At 70.2% G+C, this 17,428-nt stretch carries 10 protein-coding genes; 5 read left to right on the top strand and 5 right to left on the bottom strand.

Annotated features, from left to right (window positions below; genetic code table 11):
- Positions 1-97: 97 nt before the first annotated feature.
- The 3 genes from ACZ4WS_RS44130 to ACZ4WS_RS44120 all read right to left on the bottom strand — a co-directional run bounded on the left by ACZ4WS_RS44130 (position 98) and on the right by ACZ4WS_RS44120 (position 2,825).
- Positions 98-1,360: an NAD(P)/FAD-dependent oxidoreductase gene (locus ACZ4WS_RS44130; protein ID WP_467989312.1), complete on the bottom strand. Its 1,263-nt coding sequence runs from the start codon at positions 1,358-1,360 to the stop codon at positions 98-100.
- A complete protein-coding gene (locus tag ACZ4WS_RS44125) occupies positions 1,360-1,683 on the bottom strand; it encodes a 2Fe-2S iron-sulfur cluster-binding family protein (protein ID WP_467989311.1) in 324 nt (107 codons plus the stop codon). Before ACZ4WS_RS44125 ends, ACZ4WS_RS44130 begins: the two co-directional genes overlap by 1 nt.
- A 251-nt stretch (positions 1,684-1,934) precedes the next feature.
- Complete coding sequence (locus ACZ4WS_RS44120) at positions 1,935-2,825, bottom strand: 4'-phosphopantetheinyl transferase family protein (RefSeq protein WP_467989309.1); 891 nt, start codon at positions 2,823-2,825, stop codon at positions 1,935-1,937.
- Between the two features lie 281 nt (positions 2,826-3,106).
- Between ACZ4WS_RS44120 and ACZ4WS_RS44115 the strand changes: the two genes are divergently transcribed.
- Both ACZ4WS_RS44115 and ACZ4WS_RS44110 read left to right on the top strand, forming a co-directional pair.
- Complete coding sequence (locus ACZ4WS_RS44115; RefSeq protein ID WP_467989307.1) at positions 3,107-3,532, top strand: hypothetical protein; 426 nt, start codon at positions 3,107-3,109, stop codon at positions 3,530-3,532.
- A 226-nt stretch (positions 3,533-3,758) separates the two neighbouring features.
- Positions 3,759-6,698 carry an AfsR/SARP family transcriptional regulator gene (locus tag ACZ4WS_RS44110; protein ID WP_467989305.1) on the top strand — a complete coding sequence of 980 codons (2,940 nt, stop codon included), beginning with the start codon at positions 3,759-3,761 and terminating at the stop codon, positions 6,696-6,698.
- A 377-nt stretch (positions 6,699-7,075) separates the two neighbouring features.
- Here the strand turns inward: ACZ4WS_RS44110 and ACZ4WS_RS44105 are convergent, their stop codons facing one another.
- Positions 7,076-9,367 carry a S9 family peptidase gene (locus tag ACZ4WS_RS44105; protein ID WP_467989303.1) on the bottom strand — a complete coding sequence of 764 codons (2,292 nt, stop codon included), beginning with the start codon at positions 9,365-9,367 and terminating at the stop codon, positions 7,076-7,078.
- Between the two features lie 308 nt (positions 9,368-9,675).
- Between ACZ4WS_RS44105 and ACZ4WS_RS44100 the strand changes: the two genes are divergently transcribed.
- Positions 9,676-11,199, top strand: a complete 1,524-nt coding sequence (locus ACZ4WS_RS44100) for a tryptophan halogenase family protein (RefSeq protein WP_467989301.1) — start codon at positions 9,676-9,678, stop codon at positions 11,197-11,199.
- Positions 11,200-11,228: 29 nt separating this feature from the next.
- On the opposite strand, the gene ACZ4WS_RS44095 is transcribed toward ACZ4WS_RS44100, so the two are convergent.
- On the bottom strand, positions 11,229-11,990 hold the full coding sequence (locus ACZ4WS_RS44095; protein WP_467989299.1) for an AfsR/SARP family transcriptional regulator: 762 nt from the start codon (positions 11,988-11,990) through the stop codon (positions 11,229-11,231).
- 693 nt (positions 11,991-12,683) lie between these two features.
- Between ACZ4WS_RS44095 and ACZ4WS_RS44090 the strand changes: the two genes are divergently transcribed.
- Together ACZ4WS_RS44090 and ACZ4WS_RS44085 are read left to right on the top strand one after the other, a co-directional pair.
- Complete coding sequence (locus tag ACZ4WS_RS44090; protein WP_467989297.1) at positions 12,684-13,469, top strand: thioesterase II family protein; 786 nt, start codon at positions 12,684-12,686, stop codon at positions 13,467-13,469.
- On the top strand, positions 13,466-17,284 hold the full coding sequence (locus ACZ4WS_RS44085) for an SDR family NAD(P)-dependent oxidoreductase (RefSeq protein WP_467989295.1): 3,819 nt from the start codon (positions 13,466-13,468) through the stop codon (positions 17,282-17,284). Before ACZ4WS_RS44090 ends, ACZ4WS_RS44085 begins: the two co-directional genes overlap by 4 nt.
- The last annotated feature ends 144 nt before the right edge of the window (positions 17,285-17,428 follow it).

Raw genomic sequence — 17,428 nt, 5'->3', positions numbered from 1 at the left:
TCGGTCCGTTCGGGACCGGTCCCGTCGGCGTCGGGGCTACGAGGTCCGCGCCGGGTGGGCGACGGACACTCCTCGCGCGAGGGGCATGTTCGGCCCCTCACACAGCCACGGGCACAGGCGCGCCCGACCGTGCCTTGAGGTGCCCCCTGAGGGTGAAGCCCTCGGTGGACGCCTCCCGGCGGCTCAGTGGGACGCCGTCGGTGAGGAGCTTGCGGGCCGCCATGTGATCGGCGGGCCGGTTGACCGACTCGACCGCGACGAGTTCGTCGTCACGGAAGAGCAGGACCGAGAAGGATCCGGGGTCGCCGAGAACCAGCTCGTTGTCGTGGTCGTGGCCGAGTCCTGCGATCTGCAGGGTCGTCGAGAACTGGGTGCTCCAGAACCAGGGCAGGTCGTCGTACGTCCTGGTGGTGCCGGTGAGCCGGTCGGCGACCAGTCGGGCGTGGTCGACGGCGTTCTGCACCGACTCGATGCGCAGTCGCGTGGCGGAGCGCGGATGGGGGAACACCGCGCAGTCGCCGATGGCCGAGATGTGCGGATCGCTCGTCAGCAGCCGCGAGTCGGTGACGATTCCTCCGTCGACGGACAGTCCGGCCGCCTCGGCCAGTTCCGTACACGGTGTGGCCCCGACACCGACCAGCACGAGGTCCGCGGGCAGCCGGCGGCCGTCGGTGAGTTCCACCGCCGCCGCCCGTCCGTCGCCGTCGCTGTGGAAGCGGACGACGCCCTGCCCGAAGAGCAGTTGGTTGCCGCGTTCCTCGTGCAGGCGGGTGAAGTGCCCGGCCGTCGGTGTCGAGGCGACTCGGGCCAGGGGCCGCCCGAGCGTTTCGACGACGGTCACCTCGTGTCCCAGCGCCTGGGCCGACGCGGCGAATTCGAGGCCGATGAATCCGGCGCCGACGACGACCACGTGTGCCGCTTCGGCGAGGTCCTTCCTGAGGGCGTCGGCGTCCCGCAGGGTGCGCAGCGTTCGTACGCCCCGCAGGCCGTAGCCGGGCACCCGCAAGCCCCTGGGCAGGGACCCGGTCGCCAGCACCAGATGGTCGTAACCGTGGACGGAGCCGTCGGCGCAGCGGACGGTCCGCGCGGTCCGGTCGACGGCGACGACGGTGGCGGTGATCCGCTCGACCGCGTGGCGCTCGTAGAACGTCTGTGGTCGCAGCCACAGTTGGGACTCGTCCGCGTCGCCCTTGAGGTACGCCTTGGACAACGGCGGGCGTTCGTAGGGGAGTCCGCCCTCGTCGCCCATGAGGGTGATACGGCCCTGGTGGCCGCGCCCGCGCAAGGAAGCGGCGGTCTGGTAGCCGGCCTGCCCGGCGCCGATGACGAGGACGTGCCCGGCGTCTGCGTGCGTGGTCATCAGCTCTGCCGTTCCGGGACGTGGACGACCAGGCCGTCGAGGGCTTCGGTGACGACGAGTTGGCAGCTCAGCCGGCTGTTTGGCTCGCGTGAGCAGGCCACGAAGTCCAGCATGCCGTCCTCCTCGTCGTCCATCTCGTCCAGCTTGTCGAGGCTGTCGGTGGCGACGTAGACGTGGCAGGTGGCGCACTGGGCGTAGCCGCCGCACTGGCCGACTATGCCGTCGACGTCGTTGATGACGGCGCCGCGCATGACGCTGGTCCCCACGGGGATGTCGAGTACTTGCTCGATCTGGTCGGTGGCGACGTAAGTGATCTTGGGCATGGGGAGCTCCTCGGAGAAGGCCGGCGAGCGCGGCTGACGGGTCGGTGCGGGGCGGGCGTGGGGCGGCTCGTGGTGGTGCCGGGGGCGCTTCGTTCTCGTGGTGGTGCCGGGGGCTTCGTGTTTGCGGTGGTGCAGCGGGGGTGGTGGGCCCCGCCCCGGACTCGTCTGTCCTCAACTCCCTTGTGTGCAGGGTGAGTTGAGATGGGGTTCGACGGGTCCGGGACAGCGGGCGCCCGGTGGGGCCGGTTCGGTCAGTGCGGTCCGCCGGATGGGGACCGAGCCCGCCCGGTGCTGCTTGGTGGCGGTCGCTCCGTGGAGAGGACCCGTATCGGCTCCGAGGTCCGCCTTCTCCTCACCCATGGGTCGCTGGGCAGCAGTTCGGCGCTGCTGTGGACCTTCGGCAGTACGGAACGGACGCCCAGCACGGCCACGGCGCCGTGGGTGTCCTGGCCCAGCGTGAGGTCGGCGATCGCTGGTATCGGGCGGCTGTCCGGCGGATGCCAGGTCAACAGGGCGGGTGGTTCCTCGGGGCCGGAGAGCGTGAAGTCGGTCATGGGCGTGTTGAGTCCTTCCCCGGTGGCCTTGAGTACCGCTTCCTTGCGGGTCCAGTAGGTCAGGCAGGCGCGAGCGCGCCGCTCCTTGGGGAGCGCCTCGATCGCCGCCCGCTCGACCGGAGTGAGGACGAGTTCGTACTCCGGCGGCAGCCCGGGGTCGTCCCAGGGCTCCGCCTGTTCGACGTCGAGCCCCAGGGGGCTGCCCAGGGCGATGGCCACCGCCACGATGTCGCCCGAGTGCGAGATGGACAGTTCCCATCCCGCGCCGGCGCCCACCGCGTGCGGTTTGCCGTGCGGCCCGCCGCACTCCGCGCACCGTGTGCGGAAGCGGATCGCCTCCGGAGCGGTGCCCACCAGTGAAGCCAGGGCGGTCTTGGCCAGCATCCGTCCGGTGACGAACCGGGCCAGATCGAGTTCGTGGGCGAACGACGAGCAACGCGTGAGTTCCGTGCTGTCCAACAGTCCGAACCAGGAGGACGGCTGGGGCAGCGGTGGCAGTGACCAGATGTGGGCCTCGGCGGCGATCTGAAGTGCATCGGCGCCTCCGGCGTGAGCCAGCGTGGAGCTGGTTGCAGGGAATGGCGTCATTGCGGTTTTCACCTCCGTACTGCGGCAGTGGCTCTGCCGCGCAGTACCGAGTCTTCGCTCCGGGGGGACCCCCGGGATAGCAGGAAATCCTCCGTCGTCCGGGGGTGGAAAACCCTCCCCCCGAGGCGCCGTTATTGCTTGCCGGCTTGGCCGTTAAATGCCCGCTTGGCAGACGAAGCTGAGGTGATAACAGCCCGAAAGCGCGCCTTCCTAACTTTCTCGGCAGAAGGAAAAACCGCAGCTCAGATAAGTGAGCGCAGGCCGAGAGGGACAGAATCAATATGAAGATCAACTGGATTGTCGCCGCCAAGTCGATCACCATCGCGCTCGTCGCCGGAGCGGCCGTTTACAGCGCCGGCGGCACCGCGGTAGGCACCCTCGGCGAAGGGGCCGCCTCGTCGTTCACGACGGTCGCCTCCAACACCCCGCAGGACTCGACTCCTTGGCCGACGGCCGTCCAGGCCGCGTACACCCCGCAGGACTCGACCCCCTGGCCGACCACTGCCCAGGTCGCGTACACCCCGCAGGACTCGACTCCTTGGCCGACGACCGTCCAGGTCGCGTACACCCCGCAGGACTCGACTCCTTGGCCGACGACCGTCCAGGTCGCGTACACTCCGCAGGACTCGACCCCCTGGCCGACCGCCGTCCAGGCCGCCTACACTCCGCAGGACTCGACCCCGTGGCCCACCTCGGCCGCTGTCTGAGGCCGAACGCGCGGCAGGGACCGACTACCCTGCCCCCTGGGCGGCTCGACTCAGCCGCCGCATCCGGTTCACTGCTTGACCCACTGCCCGCACTTCCCCGGTCGAGGTAACTCCCGGCGGATGGTTCGGCTCGATCAGCCGGGCGGATAACCTACATTGGATCTCGACCGAGGTCAGGACGTCCAAATAGGGGGCCGAGGTGGGGGAACAACTCAGCTTCAAGGTCTTGGGGCCACTTGAAGTGACGGTGGGGGAAAAAGGCATCCCGCTCGGCGGCGCACGGCAACGCACCATTCTCGCCCTGCTATTGCTCACTCCGGGCCGGGTCGTTCCGGTGGACACCATGGTGGACACGGTCTGGAACGACAACCCGCCGACCACCGCCCGTACCCAAGTAGCGATCTGCGTCGCGGCACTCCGGAAGATCTTCAAGGCCGCGAGCGTCACCGAGGACGTCATCGTCACCGCGCACCCGGGCTATGTGCTCAACACCAAGGAACACCTCTTCGACTCCGTGGAGTTCACCTCCAGCGTGCAGGCGGCCGAACAGGAGACCAAGGAAGGGCGTTTCCCGGAAGCCGCGTTGGGCTACGCCCAGGCGCTCGACCTGTGGCGGGGCCCCGCGTTCGCCGGAGTGAGCGGGCAGTTGATCGAGGACGAGGCCAGGCGTCTTGAGGAGCATCGACTCAACGCCTATGACGACTCCACCCTCGTCCATCTGGAACTGGGCCAGCACCAGGAACTCATCCCGGGACTCGCCGCGATGGTGCGCGAACATCCCCTGCGCGAACGCACCCGCCATCACCTGATGCTCGCGCAGTACCGCTCCGGCCGCCGCGCCGACGCGATGGAGACCTTCCGCGACGCGCGCAGCCGGTTCATCGACGAACTCGGCATCGACCCGGGACCCGACCTCCAGGAACTGCACGACGCGATCCTGCGCGACGACCCGTCACTCGCTCCGGTGGTCCAGCCCCCGGTGGAGCGTCGGCCGGCCCAGGCTCAGACGTACGCCGTCCCCTCCGAACTGCCGCCCGACGTCCCCGCGTTCACCGGACGCACCGAGGAACTCGCCGCTCTGGCAAGCCTGGTGTCCGGTGCCGAGGAGGAGCGCGTCTCCAGTACGGGCCTGATCACCGGCCCCGCCGGCATCGGCAAGAGCGGTCTGGCCATGCACTGGGCCTTCCGCGCCTCCGAACACTTCCCGGACGGCCAGCTCTTCGCCGACCTGCGGGGTTACGACGAACACCACGAACCGGCAACCGCACACGAGGTACTCAGCCGCTTCCTGCGCTCCCTGGGCGTACCCGGCGAGCAGATCCCCGGCGATCTCGAGGAGCGGGTCGCCCTCTACCGCAGCCTCCTCGCCGACCGGCGCGTCCTCATCGTCCTCGACAACGCCCGTACGTACGCGCAGATCCGGCCGCTGCTGCCCGGCAGCGGACAGTGCTGCGTCCTGGTCACCAGCAGGGACCAGCTGGAACAGCTCGTCGCCTGGCCGCCGCAGGCCCGCGTACACCTGGGTCTGCTGTCCGAGGCGGAGTCCGTCCAGCTGCTCACCACGATCGTCGGCGACCGCAGGATCGCCCCCGCCCGCGCCGACGCCGTCCAACTGGTCGAACTGTGCGACCAGTTGCCCCTGGCGCTACGGATCGCCGCCGCCCGGCTCGCCTCCAAGCCGCACTGGACGGTGCGCTACCTGGTGACGCGGCTGAGCGACGAGCGCCGGCGGCTCGACGAGCTCAGCCAGGGCGAATCCCAGGTCCGCGCCAGCTTCGCGCTCAGCTACCGGTATCTCTCCGAGGAGTCGGCGCGGCTCTTCCGCCGACTCGGGCTGCTCGACGTACCGGACTTCAGCGCCTGGGCCGCAGCCGCGCTGCTCAACAACGAGATCCTCGACGCGGAGCGGCTCATAGAGGCACTCGTCGACGCCCAGTTCCTCGATGTGGTCGGCATCGACGCCACCGGCCAGCTGCGCTACCGCTTCCACAGCCTGCTGCGCCTGTACGCCTCCGAACGCGCCCGGCAGGACGAGCCGGAGCCGGACCGGCTGGCCGCCCGCACGCGTTTCCTGCGTACCCTCCTGACCATCGCCGAGGAGGCCGGCTGGCGGGAGGGCGGCGACAGCAGGGTGATGCCGCACAGCAGTGTTCAGCGGCGGCGGATCGATCCCGGACTCCTCGACGAGCTGCTTGCCGCGCCGCTCGAGTGGTACGAGGCCGAGCGGCTCGCCCTGGTGGCGTCGGTCCGGCAGGCGGCCCGGATGGGTCTGGCCGACGTCGCCTGGGACCTGACCGTCTCCTCGACGGACTTCTTCGCGACCCGCAGGTACACCGAGGAATGGCGCAAGTGCTGCGAAGAGGCCCTGGACGCCGCCCACTCGGCCGGTGACCTGGTCGGTCAGGGGACGATGCGCTACGGCCTCGGCACTCTCGAAATGAGCACCAACCTCGAGGCCGCCTCACCGCACTTCGACGAGGCGCTGCGGTTCTTCGACGAGGCCGGTCACCAGCAGGGGCGAGCGGTGACGCTCCGGTGCATGGCCATGATCGACCGCAACCGGGGAGAGCTCGATGCCTCCATGGAGCGCTTCGCGGAGGCCCTCGACATCTTCCGCGCCGTCGGTGACGGCAGGGGTGAGGCGCACACCCTGAACAACATGTCGAACACCGAACTGGCCCGGGACCGCCTCGATTCGGCGATGCGGTTCGCCGTTGACGCCGTCCGCGCCGAGGAGGAGCGCGGGGTGGACAACACCCGCAACCTCGCGCAGGCGGTGTACCAGCTCGGCCGGGTCCACCTCGCCCTGGGAGAGCTGGACCCCGCCGAGAAGTCCTTCCTGCGGACGGTGCGGATCGTCAAGGAGAAGTCCGACATGGTCGGCCTCTCCCACGCGCTGCTCGGCCTCGGCGAGACCCGCCTCGCCAAGGGATCACTGGAGCAGGCCGAGACCACGCTGGCGGATGCGCTGGACATCGCGGAGGAATGCCGGAGCCCGATGGTCGCGGGCCGGATCAACCTCGTACTCGGCGAGGTCTGCATTCGCCTCGGCCGGCCCGAGGTCGCCCGCCGGCATTTGCTCACCGCCCAGGAGAAGTTCGTCGAGGTCGGCGCGCGGGCGTGGGAGCAGCAGGCGGAGGAAGCGCTGGGCGCGCTGGTGGGCTGACTTCCCGATGACGCCGCAAAGTTCGAGGTGACGCCAAAAGGGTGCCTCGGTCCGGAGGAATTCCGGGTCGGGGCACCTTTCTTGTCGTTGTCGTCCGCAGACCGGGATTCGGCAGGGGAAGCCGGAGCGGGCGCACAGTTCACATTCACAGACTTGGCACCACTCGTTTCCTGCGCACCCTGCTGCTGACGATCGCCGAGGAGGCCGACGGGTGTGAGCAGGCCGGCAGTGTCATGGGCCGGCTGGTAGCGGCCGAGGAGGCGCTCGGTGCTCTGTTGGGATGAGCCACGCCTTCGGCGCGTACGAAGCGGACGAAAATGTGCCCGTGACCTGGAACGACCAGGTCACGGGCACACTTTTTCGAGTGGCCGGAACACTCACCCGAACAGTTCGGCGAGCGCCTCCATGTCGATCGGGACGGGCGGGACGCGGTAGTCCGTCGGCGGCTCGGCGTTCAGCAGGTGGCGGACCAGGAAGTCCCACTTGCGCTGGGTCACGTAGTGCTCGTAGCCGAAGTAGATGTGGTCGGCGTCCGGGACCACGAGGAGGTCGAAGTCCTTGCCGTGGGCGATCAGTCGCTCGGCGAGCCGCAGCGTCACCTGCGGGGGAACGCGGTCGTCGAGGCCGCCGTGGATCAGCAGGAGCTTGCCGGTGAGGCGGTCCGCGATCTCGACGTTGGAGAGCGAGGCGTACGCCTCCGCGTCGTACGGGCCGTGGTAGGCCTCGGCGAGGCCGGGCTCCAGATGACGGAAGTCGTGCATGCCGGACTCGGCGACACCGGCCTTGAAGACCTCCGGGTAGCGCAGCAGTGCCCGCGCGGCGGCGTATCCGCCCGAGGACATACCGGTGACGCCCACGCGGTCCAGGTCCATCCACGGCCGGGTGGCGGCCAGTTCGCGGAGCGCCGCGACATGGTCGGCCAGGCCGCAGGCGTCGCCGAGATTGCCGTACGAGGCGTCGGCGAACGCCTTGCTGCGGCCGGGGGAGCCCTGACCGTCCACGGCGAGCACCACGAAACCGAGCGCGGCCAGCGCCTCGGCCTCGTATCCGTAGTAGCCGGGGTCGAAGGACGGGCTCACCCGGCCCGCGGTCGGCAGGCCGTAGGGGGTGTCGATCACGGGGTAGCGGCGGGCGGGGTCGAAACCGTGGGGGAGGTAGAGAAGTCCGTAGATATCGGTTTTGCCGTCGGCGGAGGTCACCCGGAACCGTTCGGGCCGGCTCCAGCCGGCCGCCTCCAGGCGCGAGATGTCCGCCTGCTCCAGCTCGACCAGCACACTGCCGGTCCAGTCGCGCGCGGTGATCACCGGGGCGGTGTCCGGGGTGGACGCCGAGTCGATGAAGTAGGAGCCGTTCGGCGCGACCGTGACGACGTGGTCGAGGTCGTCGTCGGTGAGCCGGGCGAATCCCGAGCCGTCCAGGCCCGCCGTGCACACCGTCCGGCGGTAGGGGTCGTCCTCGATGAGACCGGACGCGACGAAGTGGACGACCCGCTCCCGCTCGTCGACGTGCAGGATCTCCTCCACGTTCCAGGCCCCCGAGGTCACCTGGGCGATCACCTCGCCGGTGCGGGCCGCCAGCAGGTAGAGGTGGCCCCAGCCGTCGCGCTGGGAGTACCAGAGCACCTCCTTGCCCTGGGAGAGGACCTTGACCATGGGCGCGTGCAGTTGTTGCTGCGCGGGGTCCACCCGGGTCGGGCCCGACTCGGTCACGAGGGTCTCCACCTCGCCGGAGACGGCGTCGAGCCGGTGCAGGCTCAGGGTGTGGGCGTCCCGGGTCCGGTTCAGGTAGTGGACGGCCGAGCCGTCCTCGGCCCACCAGGCCCACTTCTGGAAGATCGGCGACATCATCGACATCGGCACCGGCTCCGCCCGCGCGGCGGTGACCGAACCGGTCGCGACGTCGAGCACGACGAACTCCGCGAGCGGTATGTGCTCGTCGCCGGGGACCGCGAAGCGCGGGGACAGCAGGGTGGGCTCGCCGCCGTCGGCGGGGGCGGCCCGCAGCAGGTGCGTGCGTCGCACTCCGCGCTGGTCGGTGCGGTGGGTCAGGACCCGTGTCGAGTCCGGGGACCAGGCCAGGGCGGGCGGGAGGTGCGGCAGCCCGAGCTTCGTCAGCAGCGTGGAGTACATGAGGTAGTCGGGGTTGGCGCCGTAGTCCTGGTCCTCGGTGCCGTCGGAGGTCAGAGCCCAGTCCCGGGCGCCGTCCAGGGAGCGGGCGCGCAGATCGTGACCGGCGCGGTAGACCGCGTGCTTGCGGTCGGGGGCGGGCACTTCGAGCGGGTTGCCGGGGGCGTCGCCCTCGGACTTCTCGCATACGTAGTCGTCCAGCCGGCACCGCCAGTGCTCACCGAACGCGTCGAACTCGACCGCGTCGGCGGTCGGTTGGATCGCCGGGAACGGAAGCGCCGCCGCGTCGACGTCCTGTCCCGACGCGGTGGCGAGCGCGGTCGCGAGACGTTCGTGGTCGAACGCGTCCCGGCGGCTGCCCGCCGCGGGGTCGACGAGGACGTACCGCTTCCCCTGTGGCGTGTTGACGGTGTACCAGAAGCGGGTGCCGTCCTCGATCCACCGGGGTGTGACCTTGTCACCGAGGACCAGCTCCTTGCGGTGGTGCCGCAGCAGCCGCTCCGCCGTCTGATAGGCCTGCACATCAAGTGGATTCCTGTGCATCGGTTTGCCCTTCCTTCGGGGTAATGAATCCGGATGCCGTGGGAGAACGGCGAATTCCCTCTGCTTTTCTCGGGCCTTGTCATCATCGCCATCCCGTACCGCCCTTGACCAGTCCGGTGCCCGGCGCCCGGCCGGTGTCCTGTCGCCAGGACGCCGGTGTCGTCAAGAGGGCGTCAAGAGCTGCCTTGGCTGTCGAATTGCGACAGACAGCCCGGATGTAGAGGCCGCATAGAAGTGAATGCCACAGTGGCCGCCCGAACGTGAAACAGGACTGCGTGACAAGTGAACACAGGAACTGAGGTGCTGTCGTGAGTACGCAGAACCCGGAAAAGGTCGTGATCGTCGGCGGAGGCATCGCGGGCTCGATGACCGCCGCGTATCTGAAGGCCGCATTCCGTGACCGGATCTCGGTCACGCTCGTCGAGGCGGAGTACGGCGGTGCCGTCGTGGCGGACGACGAGACGAGCCTCGGTGACATCCGGCGCTTCTTCGATTTCCTCGGCCTCGACGAAGAGGACTGGATGCCGGCCTGCGATGCCACGTACAAGCTCGCCGTCCGCCTTCAGGACTGGAACCGTCCCGAGCAGCATTTCTATCTGCCGTTCGAGGACGCCCGGGAGGTGGGCGGCTTCCCGTTGACCGAGTGGTGGCTGCACAACGGGCCGAGCGGGCGGTTCGACCGGGACTGCTTCGTCACCGCCTGGCTGTGCGACGCGGGGCGCAGCCCCCGCCGGCTCAATGGCTCGTTCTCCGGGCCGGGTTGTGCGGCGGGCCCGTACGGCTACCACTTCGAGGCCGGGCCGCTGGCCCAATACCTCACCGGGTACGCGGTGTCCCGGGGGGTGCGGCGCCTCACCGACGAGGTCCTCGACGCGGTGCTGGACGCGCGGGGCTGGATCACGCACGTGGTCACCAAGGAGCACGGGGAGATCGAGGGCGACCTGTTCGTCGACTGCACGGGCGACCGGGGACTGCTCCTGCACCGGGCGCTCAAGGTGCCGTACGTCTCCTACCAGGACACCCTCCCCAACGACAGCGTCGTCACGCTGCGGGTGCCCGCCGACATGAAGGCGCGCGGCATCCCGCCGTACACCACCGTGACCGCGCGCGAGGCGGGGTGGATCTGGACGATCCCGCTGTTCAGCCGGATCGGCACGGGATACGTGTACGCGCGGGAGTACTGCACGCCCGAGGAGGCCGAGCGCACGCTGCGCGCGTTCGTGGGGCCGGAGGCGGCCGGTGTCGAGGCCGTGCACGCCCCGCTGCTCCTCGGCCGCAGCCAGCGGGCCTGGCAGCACAACTGCGTGGCCGTCGGGGCCCTCGGCGGCCATGTCGAGCCGCTGGCGGCGACCGGCGTCTCCTTCGTGCACCACGCGCTGGAACAGCTGGTCAGGCACTTCCCGGCCGCCGACTGGCACCCGAAGCTGCGGGACAGCTACAACGCCTCGGTCGGCCGGGTGATGGACGAGGCACGGGAGTTCCTGACACTGCACTACCAGGGCGCCGCCCGCGACCAGACGCAGTACTGGCGGGACGTCAAGACCCGCCCCGTGCCCGACGCGCTGGCGGAGCGCATCGCCCGCTGGCGGGTGCGGCCGCCGGGCGCCGAGCACATCCCGCTGCACCACCAGGGGCTGCCGTCGCACGCCTACACCTGCGTCCTGCTGGGCACCGGAGCCATCCCGCTGCGCCCGTCGACTGCCGTGTCGCTGGTCGACGACACCGCCGCCCGCAAGGAGTTCGCGGCCGTACGGGATAGCGCGCAGACCCTGGTGGCGGAGCTGCCCACGCAGTTCGAGTACATCACCAGGACGAGCCTGATGCGGGCCTGAGCCGCACGGGGGGCGCATGCGGCGGACGCTCAACGCCACTGGTCCAGGGGGCGGTTGAGGAGGGGGTCCGAGGCGAGGATGGCGCGGTGGACGTCGCGCAGCAACGGGCCGGGTCCGACGCCGAGTTCGTCGCCCAGCATTCGCCTGCCGTGGTCGTAGAGGGCCAGTGCCTCGGCCTGCCGGTCGCAGCGGTACAGGGCCGTCATCAACTGGGCGCGGAAACGTTCATGCAGGGGGTGTCGGGCGACCAGCCGGGTCAGCTCCGGCAGCACCTGCGCATGCCTGCCCACCGCGAGATCCGCCTCGATACGGCTGGCCTGTACGGAGATCCGGGCCTCCTCCAGCGGGGGCCCCTCCGAGGTGGCGAGGTGCTCCGAGACATTGGCGAGCACCGGCCCCCGCCACAGCGCCAGCGCGTCGCGCAGCAGTTCCCCCGCCTCCCGGTACTTCCCGGCGACCATCGCCGACTGCCCTTGCCCGGCCAGGTCCCGGAACTGCACGAGGTCGAAGGGGGCGGCGCCGATCCGCATCGAATAGCCCTGAGCGCTCCGGGTGATGGACGCCTCGGAGCCGAGCGTTCCGCGCAGCCGGGAGACGTAGTTGTAGATCTGCGCGGTGAGCGTGGCCGGCGGATTGTGGCCCCACAGGAACCAGCTCAGCTGCGTGTCGGGGGAGAAGGAACCCTCGGCGATGAGCAGCGCCGCCAGAACCGTTCGCTGCTTCTCCCCGCCCAGCCGTATGTCCGCAGCGCCGTCCCGCACGAACACGGGGCCCAGAATGCCGTACTCCATCGAAATACCTCGCAGATCCGCAGTGAAGAACCATGGCGCACACACCACAGGAAGGAAGAGTGCAGCGATTCGCACCATGGAATAGCCCGGTACTGCGGCGATGTCCATGGAGACCGATTTCGTGATCACGTGGATGCCGGACGGATCCGTTCCTCTGTCCTGTCGACAGGACAGAACCCGCCGCGTCGGCTCCACGTCGGATTCCTGGCACCGGTCATCGGCCTCGGTCCCGTAGGTGAGCCGAATTCATCCGCGAGCTGCCACAACGTCTGTACGGACGCCGTGCGGAACGTCCCGGGGCGCACGGAAGACGCTTGACTCCAGCCACTCGCAGGGATGAAGGTATGGGACGTCATGCGGGCTGGATTTCCGGCCAGGCACTGACAACTTTTCGCGACGGGGGGAGCGTATACGTTGATGGCGATGGCGTCTTTGTCGAAATCTTTTGCCCGAGTCCGATTCCAAGAAATCCGGGAAATGATGTCGCAGCCGGTGGCGTGATCTCCGCCCGCCCCTTTGCCGAACTGCGTGTCCCACGGATCGCCCATCTCGATCCGGGACTCTTTCCCCTACCGGACCACCGTCAAATCACCGCTGCCACAAGACCGTCGCCGTGCTGAGCGACGCGCTGGGACGACCTCGCCATGGCGAGTGGCCCCGGGCTGCGCGAGACGAGCGAGGAGTAGCCCGCAGATGATGCCGTTGGACAGTCAGGAACTGGCCCCCGAAACCCCGTACATCTGGCGAGCGAGACGACCCGGGGCCACCCGCCGACTGATTTGCTTCCCGCACGCGGGTGCCGGCGCGCCCGCCTATGCCGACTGGGCCGCACTGCTGCCGCCCGAGGTCGAACTCGTCGCCGTGCAGCTGCCGGGGCGTCAGAACCGCATCGGCGAGGACCCGTTCACCGAAGTCGGCCCCCTCGTCACCGTGCTCACCCAGGCGCTGCGCCCGGTGCTCGACGTGCCGTTCGCCTTCTTCGGGCACTCCGCGGGCGCGACGCTCGCCTATGAGCTGACCCGGGCGCTGCGGGCGCGCGGCAGCCGGGGCCCCGAGCAGCTCTTCCTCTCCGCGCAGCCCGCCCCCGGCCAGTCGCAGGTCCGGCGGTTGCACGAGCTGTCCGACGAGGACTTCGCCGCCGAGATCGTCCGGCTCGGCGGCATCGACCCGGAGATCGCCGAGGACGAGGACGTCATGGAGTCCATGCTCTACACCCTCCGGGCGGACTTCACCCTCTGGGAGCGGCACAGCCCGGAACCGGGCGCTCCGCTCGACTGCTCCATCACCGTGCTCTCCGGCGAGTCGGACCCGCGCGCGCCATTGGACGAGGTCAAGCGGTGGTCCGAGCACACCACGGGGGAGTTCGGCACGGAGTTCTTCCCCGGCGGCCATTTCTACTTCTTCGAGTCGTCCGCCGAGGTGGTCTCCGTCATCGGCCACAAGATGCTGACGCCAGCGACGAACTGGAGAACCGCATGACCTCCCCCGATGTACTCGGACAGGACGTCCTCCAGGCCCTCACCGACGCGGCCCGGGCCGTGCCCGGTGTCCAGGACGCCGCCGCCGTCGCCCGCAAGGGCGTGCGCGCGGCCGAGCCGGCGAAGACGGCGCCCCAGGCTCCCGCGCCGGCTGCCGCACCCGCGGACGCCGCGGCCGTCGACACCGCGGCCCTCCCCGCATCCGACCTGTACGGCGGAGACCTCGACGTCCTGGACGGCGCGCCCGCCACCCTCCAGGAAGGCCTGCGCCTGGCGGCCGAACTGGCCCCGGACAAGGGCACCGTCTACATCACCGCCGGCCACGACGACGTCCTGCAGACCTACGCGGAACTGCTCGACCAGGCCCAGCACGTCCTCGGCGGCTTCCGTGCCGCGGGCCTGAAGCCGGGCGACGCCGCGCTGTTCGTGTTCGACGACAATCGCGGCTACCTCACCGCGTTCTGGGCCTGCGTCCTCGGCGGCTTCGTACCGACCCCGGTCGCCGTCGCGACCACGTACACCTCCCCGAACGAGACGAACCGCAAGCTGCGCGGTGCCTGGCAGCTGCTCGACCGTCCGGTCCTGGTCACCGATGCCGCCACCGTGGGCGCCCTGTCCGGCGTGCGGGAGCTCTGGAGTGAGCCGGACGTCCGCGTCCTGACGGTCGAGGAGCTCGCCGAACACCCGGCGGACGAGGACTGGTTCCCGGCGACGCCGGACTCCTCGGTGCTCAACCTGCTCACCTCCGGAAGCACCGGTGTGCCCAAGTGCGTGCAGCACACCAACGCGAGCGTGGTCGCCCGGTCGAGGGCGGTCGCCCAGCACTGCGGTCTCACCAGCGAGGACATCAGCCTCATCTGGATGCCGTTCGACCATGTCACCGTCGCCTTCTACAACATCCGCGACGTGTTCCTGCGCTGTCTGCACGTCAACGCCAAGATCGACCACTTCCTCGCCGACCCGCTGCTCTGGCTCGACTGGGCCGACCGCTACCGCGCCACCAACACCTGGGCCCCCAACTTCGCCTTCGCGCTGGTCAACGAGCGAGCGGACGAGATCCGCGAGCGGTCCTGGGACCTCTCCAGCCTCCGTGAACTCACCAACGGCGGCGAGCCGGTGATCGCCTCGACCAGCCACCGCTTCCTGGAACTCCTCGCCCCGCACGGGCTGCCCGCCGACGCGATGGCCCCCGCCTGGGGCATGTCCGAGACCTGCTCCGGTGTCACCTACACCCGGCAGAGCCTGGACGACCGCGCCGCCGGCACCGTCGCCATCGACCCGGCCTCGCTCACCGGCACCATCCGCGACCTCGACCCGGGCGACCACGACGCGGTCGTCCTCTCCCGCGTCGGCCGGCCGATACCCGGCGTACGCATCCGCGTCGTCGACGACAACGGCGCGGTGCTGCCCGAAGGCCGGATGGGCGAGCTGCGCATCACCGGATCGACCATCATGGCGGGCTACTTCGGCAACGAGGAGGCCAACCGGGACGGGTACGACGAGGAGGGCTGGTTCCGCACCGGCGACATGGCCTTCGTACGCGACGGCGAAGTGGTCATCGCGGGCCGCAAGAAGGACCAGATCATCGTCCGCGGCATCAACTACATGGCGCACGAGCTGGAGAGCGTCGTCGAACGCGCCGACGGCGTACGCGTCACCTTCTCGGCAGCGGCGGGCGTCCGCGAGCCCGGAGCCGCCACCGACCAGCTGGTCATCTTCTACGTCCCCACGAGCTGGGACACCGACGCCCTGGCGCGGACCACCGAAGAGGTGCGCGCCATCCTCGTCCGCGAATCGGGGATCGCGCCCGACCTCCTCATACCGGTCACCGAGGCGGAGTTCCCGAAGACCGCGAGCGGAAAGATCCAACGAGCCGCGCTGGTCACCGACTTCAAGTCCGGCCGGTTCGCCGACCGGGTGAGCGGAGCCGCCGACGAGGAACAGGCCGACGACACCTGGTTCTTCGGCCGCCAGTGGGTCGAACTTCCCGCGAGCGCGGGGCTGGACGACGCCCCCGGAGTCCGGCTGGTCCTCGCCGAGGACGGCGACCTGGTGCACCTGGACGTCGAGCGGCCGTACGTCGCGGTCCGCAGGGGCGACGCCTTCACTGCCGAGTCACCGGTGCGCTACCGCGTCCCGGCCGCCGACCGCACGGAACTGCGCCGCCTCCTCTCGGCGGTGTACACCCAGCACGGCGGGATCTCCTCGGTCATCTACGCGCTGCCGCTGTCCCTGGAAGGGGCGCCCGCCGACCGCCTGACGGCCGCCACCGCCGAGCTGACCGCGCTGATCGCGGCCCTCGTCGACGGGGAGTTCGGGCACCCGCCGCTCCTCGTGGTCACCGAGGGCGCGCTGTACGTACGGGAGGGCGACCGCGTCGACCTCGGCGTCTGCGCCCTGCCCGGCCTGGTCCGCACCGCGATCAGCGAGGCCGCGCCACTTCCCGTCCGGCAGCTCGACCTGCCCGCCGACCGGGACACCTGGTCTGCGGCCGTCCGCACCGAACTCGCCGACCGCGACCGCACCGGCCTCATCGCCGTACGCCAGGGCCGCCGCTGGCAGCCCAAGCTGGTCCCGCTCGCCGAGGACGCCGTCCCGAGCGGCAGCCGGCAGCCCGTGACCCCGGGCGGCCTGTACCTGGTCACCGGCGGACTCGGCGGCATCGCCCACGACATCGCCGCCTACCTCGTGGCCGGCTTCGGCATCCGCCTGCTGCTGGTGGGCCGCTCGCCCGCCGAAGGGGAGAAGGCCGCCCGGCTCACCGAACTGTCCCACTTCGGACAGGTCGCCTACGAGCAGCTCGACGTCGCCGACGCGGACGCGCTGGAGGTCGCGGTCTCCTCGGCGGAGCAGCGCTGGGGCCGCCCGCTCGACGGTGTGCTGCACCTGGCCGCCGCGGACCCCACGGGCCAGTGGGCCGACCTCGACCGGCACACCATCGTGAACGAGAGCCCGGACACCTATGCCGAGCAGTACCGTGCCAAGGTCGAAGGCACGCTGGCCATCGCCCGCACCCTGCGGAGCCGGCCGAAGGCGTCCCTGGTGCTCTTCGGCTCCGTCAACGGCGAGTTCGGCGGGCACTCCTTCAGCGCCTACGCCGCGGCCAGCAGCTTCCTCATCGGGTTCGCCGACCACTGGCACCACGAACTCCGGCGACCGGTGCACTGCCTCGCCTGGAGCCAGTGGACCGGAGTCGGCATGAACAAGAGCCAGTCGTCCGCGGCGGCCGAGCACCGGGGCTTCAGGAGCATCGACCCCGACACCGGACTGCGGCTCTTCCTCGAAGCGACGGCTCTGCCCGACCCCTACGTGGTCGTCGGCCTGAACCTGGCGAATCCGGCGATGGTCGAGGAGCTGGTCCCGCAGCAACTGCGGGTCAGTGAGGTCCTCGTCGCCTATGTCGCCGACACCGCCGACCAGGAGGCGGTGCGCACGGCCCTCGCCAAGAGCACCGCCGACTGCCCGGTACCGGTGCGCGTCGCCGTGGTCCCCCGCATCCCGCGGGACGCCTACGGCGCCGTGGACGCCGCCCAGCTCCTGCTGGACTCCGCAGTGGATCGCCCGGCCAGGCGATTCACCCCGCCGCAGACCGAGTTGGAGAGCTCGCTCGCGCTCATCTGGTCCGATGCCCTGGGCCGCCCCGAGGTCGGCAGGGACGAGTCGTTCTTCGAGCTCGGCGGCAACTCGCTGCGCGCCACCCGGCTGCTCGCCCTCACCGAGCAGAAGCTCGGCGTCCGCGTGACGACGCAGGAACTCTACGAGACACCGACCGTGGAGGGCATGGCCGCGGTGATCGAACAGCACAAGGCCGGCTGACCCGCCGACCGACCGACAGCCCGTCACCAGTGGTGGGGCGGGGGGGGGGGGGGGGGGGGGGGGGGGGGGGGGGGAGGGGGGGGGAGGGGGGGGAGAGGACGCACTCCATCTTTTCTTGCCGCCGTCGGTTTTTTTGTGCCCTTT

Source organism: Streptomyces sp. NPDC029292, assembly GCF_055569295.1.
The sequence above is the reverse complement of the archived record's forward strand: the minus strand, read 5'-3'. Positions and strand labels throughout refer to the sequence as shown.

Bases quoted from the DNA above. Each gene is read 5' to 3' on its own strand.
- ACZ4WS_RS44130 (WP_467989312.1), bottom strand. From the start codon at position 1,360: ATGACCACGCACGCAGACGCCGGGCACGTCCTCGTCATCGGCGCCGGG.
- ACZ4WS_RS44125 (WP_467989311.1), bottom strand. From the start codon at position 1,683: ATGCCCAAGATCACTTACGTCGCCACCGACCAGATCGAGCAAGTACTC.
- ACZ4WS_RS44120 (WP_467989309.1), bottom strand. From the start codon at position 2,825: ATGACGCCATTCCCTGCAACCAGCTCCACGCTGGCTCACGCCGGAGGC.
- ACZ4WS_RS44115 (WP_467989307.1), top strand. From the start codon at position 3,107: ATGAAGATCAACTGGATTGTCGCCGCCAAGTCGATCACCATCGCGCTC.
- ACZ4WS_RS44105 (WP_467989303.1), bottom strand. From the start codon at position 9,367: ATGCACAGGAATCCACTTGATGTGCAGGCCTATCAGACGGCGGAGCGG.
- ACZ4WS_RS44095 (WP_467989299.1), bottom strand. From the start codon at position 11,990: ATGGAGTACGGCATTCTGGGCCCCGTGTTCGTGCGGGACGGCGCTGCG.
- ACZ4WS_RS44090 (WP_467989297.1), top strand. From the start codon at position 12,684: ATGATGCCGTTGGACAGTCAGGAACTGGCCCCCGAAACCCCGTACATC.
- ACZ4WS_RS44085 (WP_467989295.1), top strand. From the start codon at position 13,466: ATGACCTCCCCCGATGTACTCGGACAGGACGTCCTCCAGGCCCTCACC.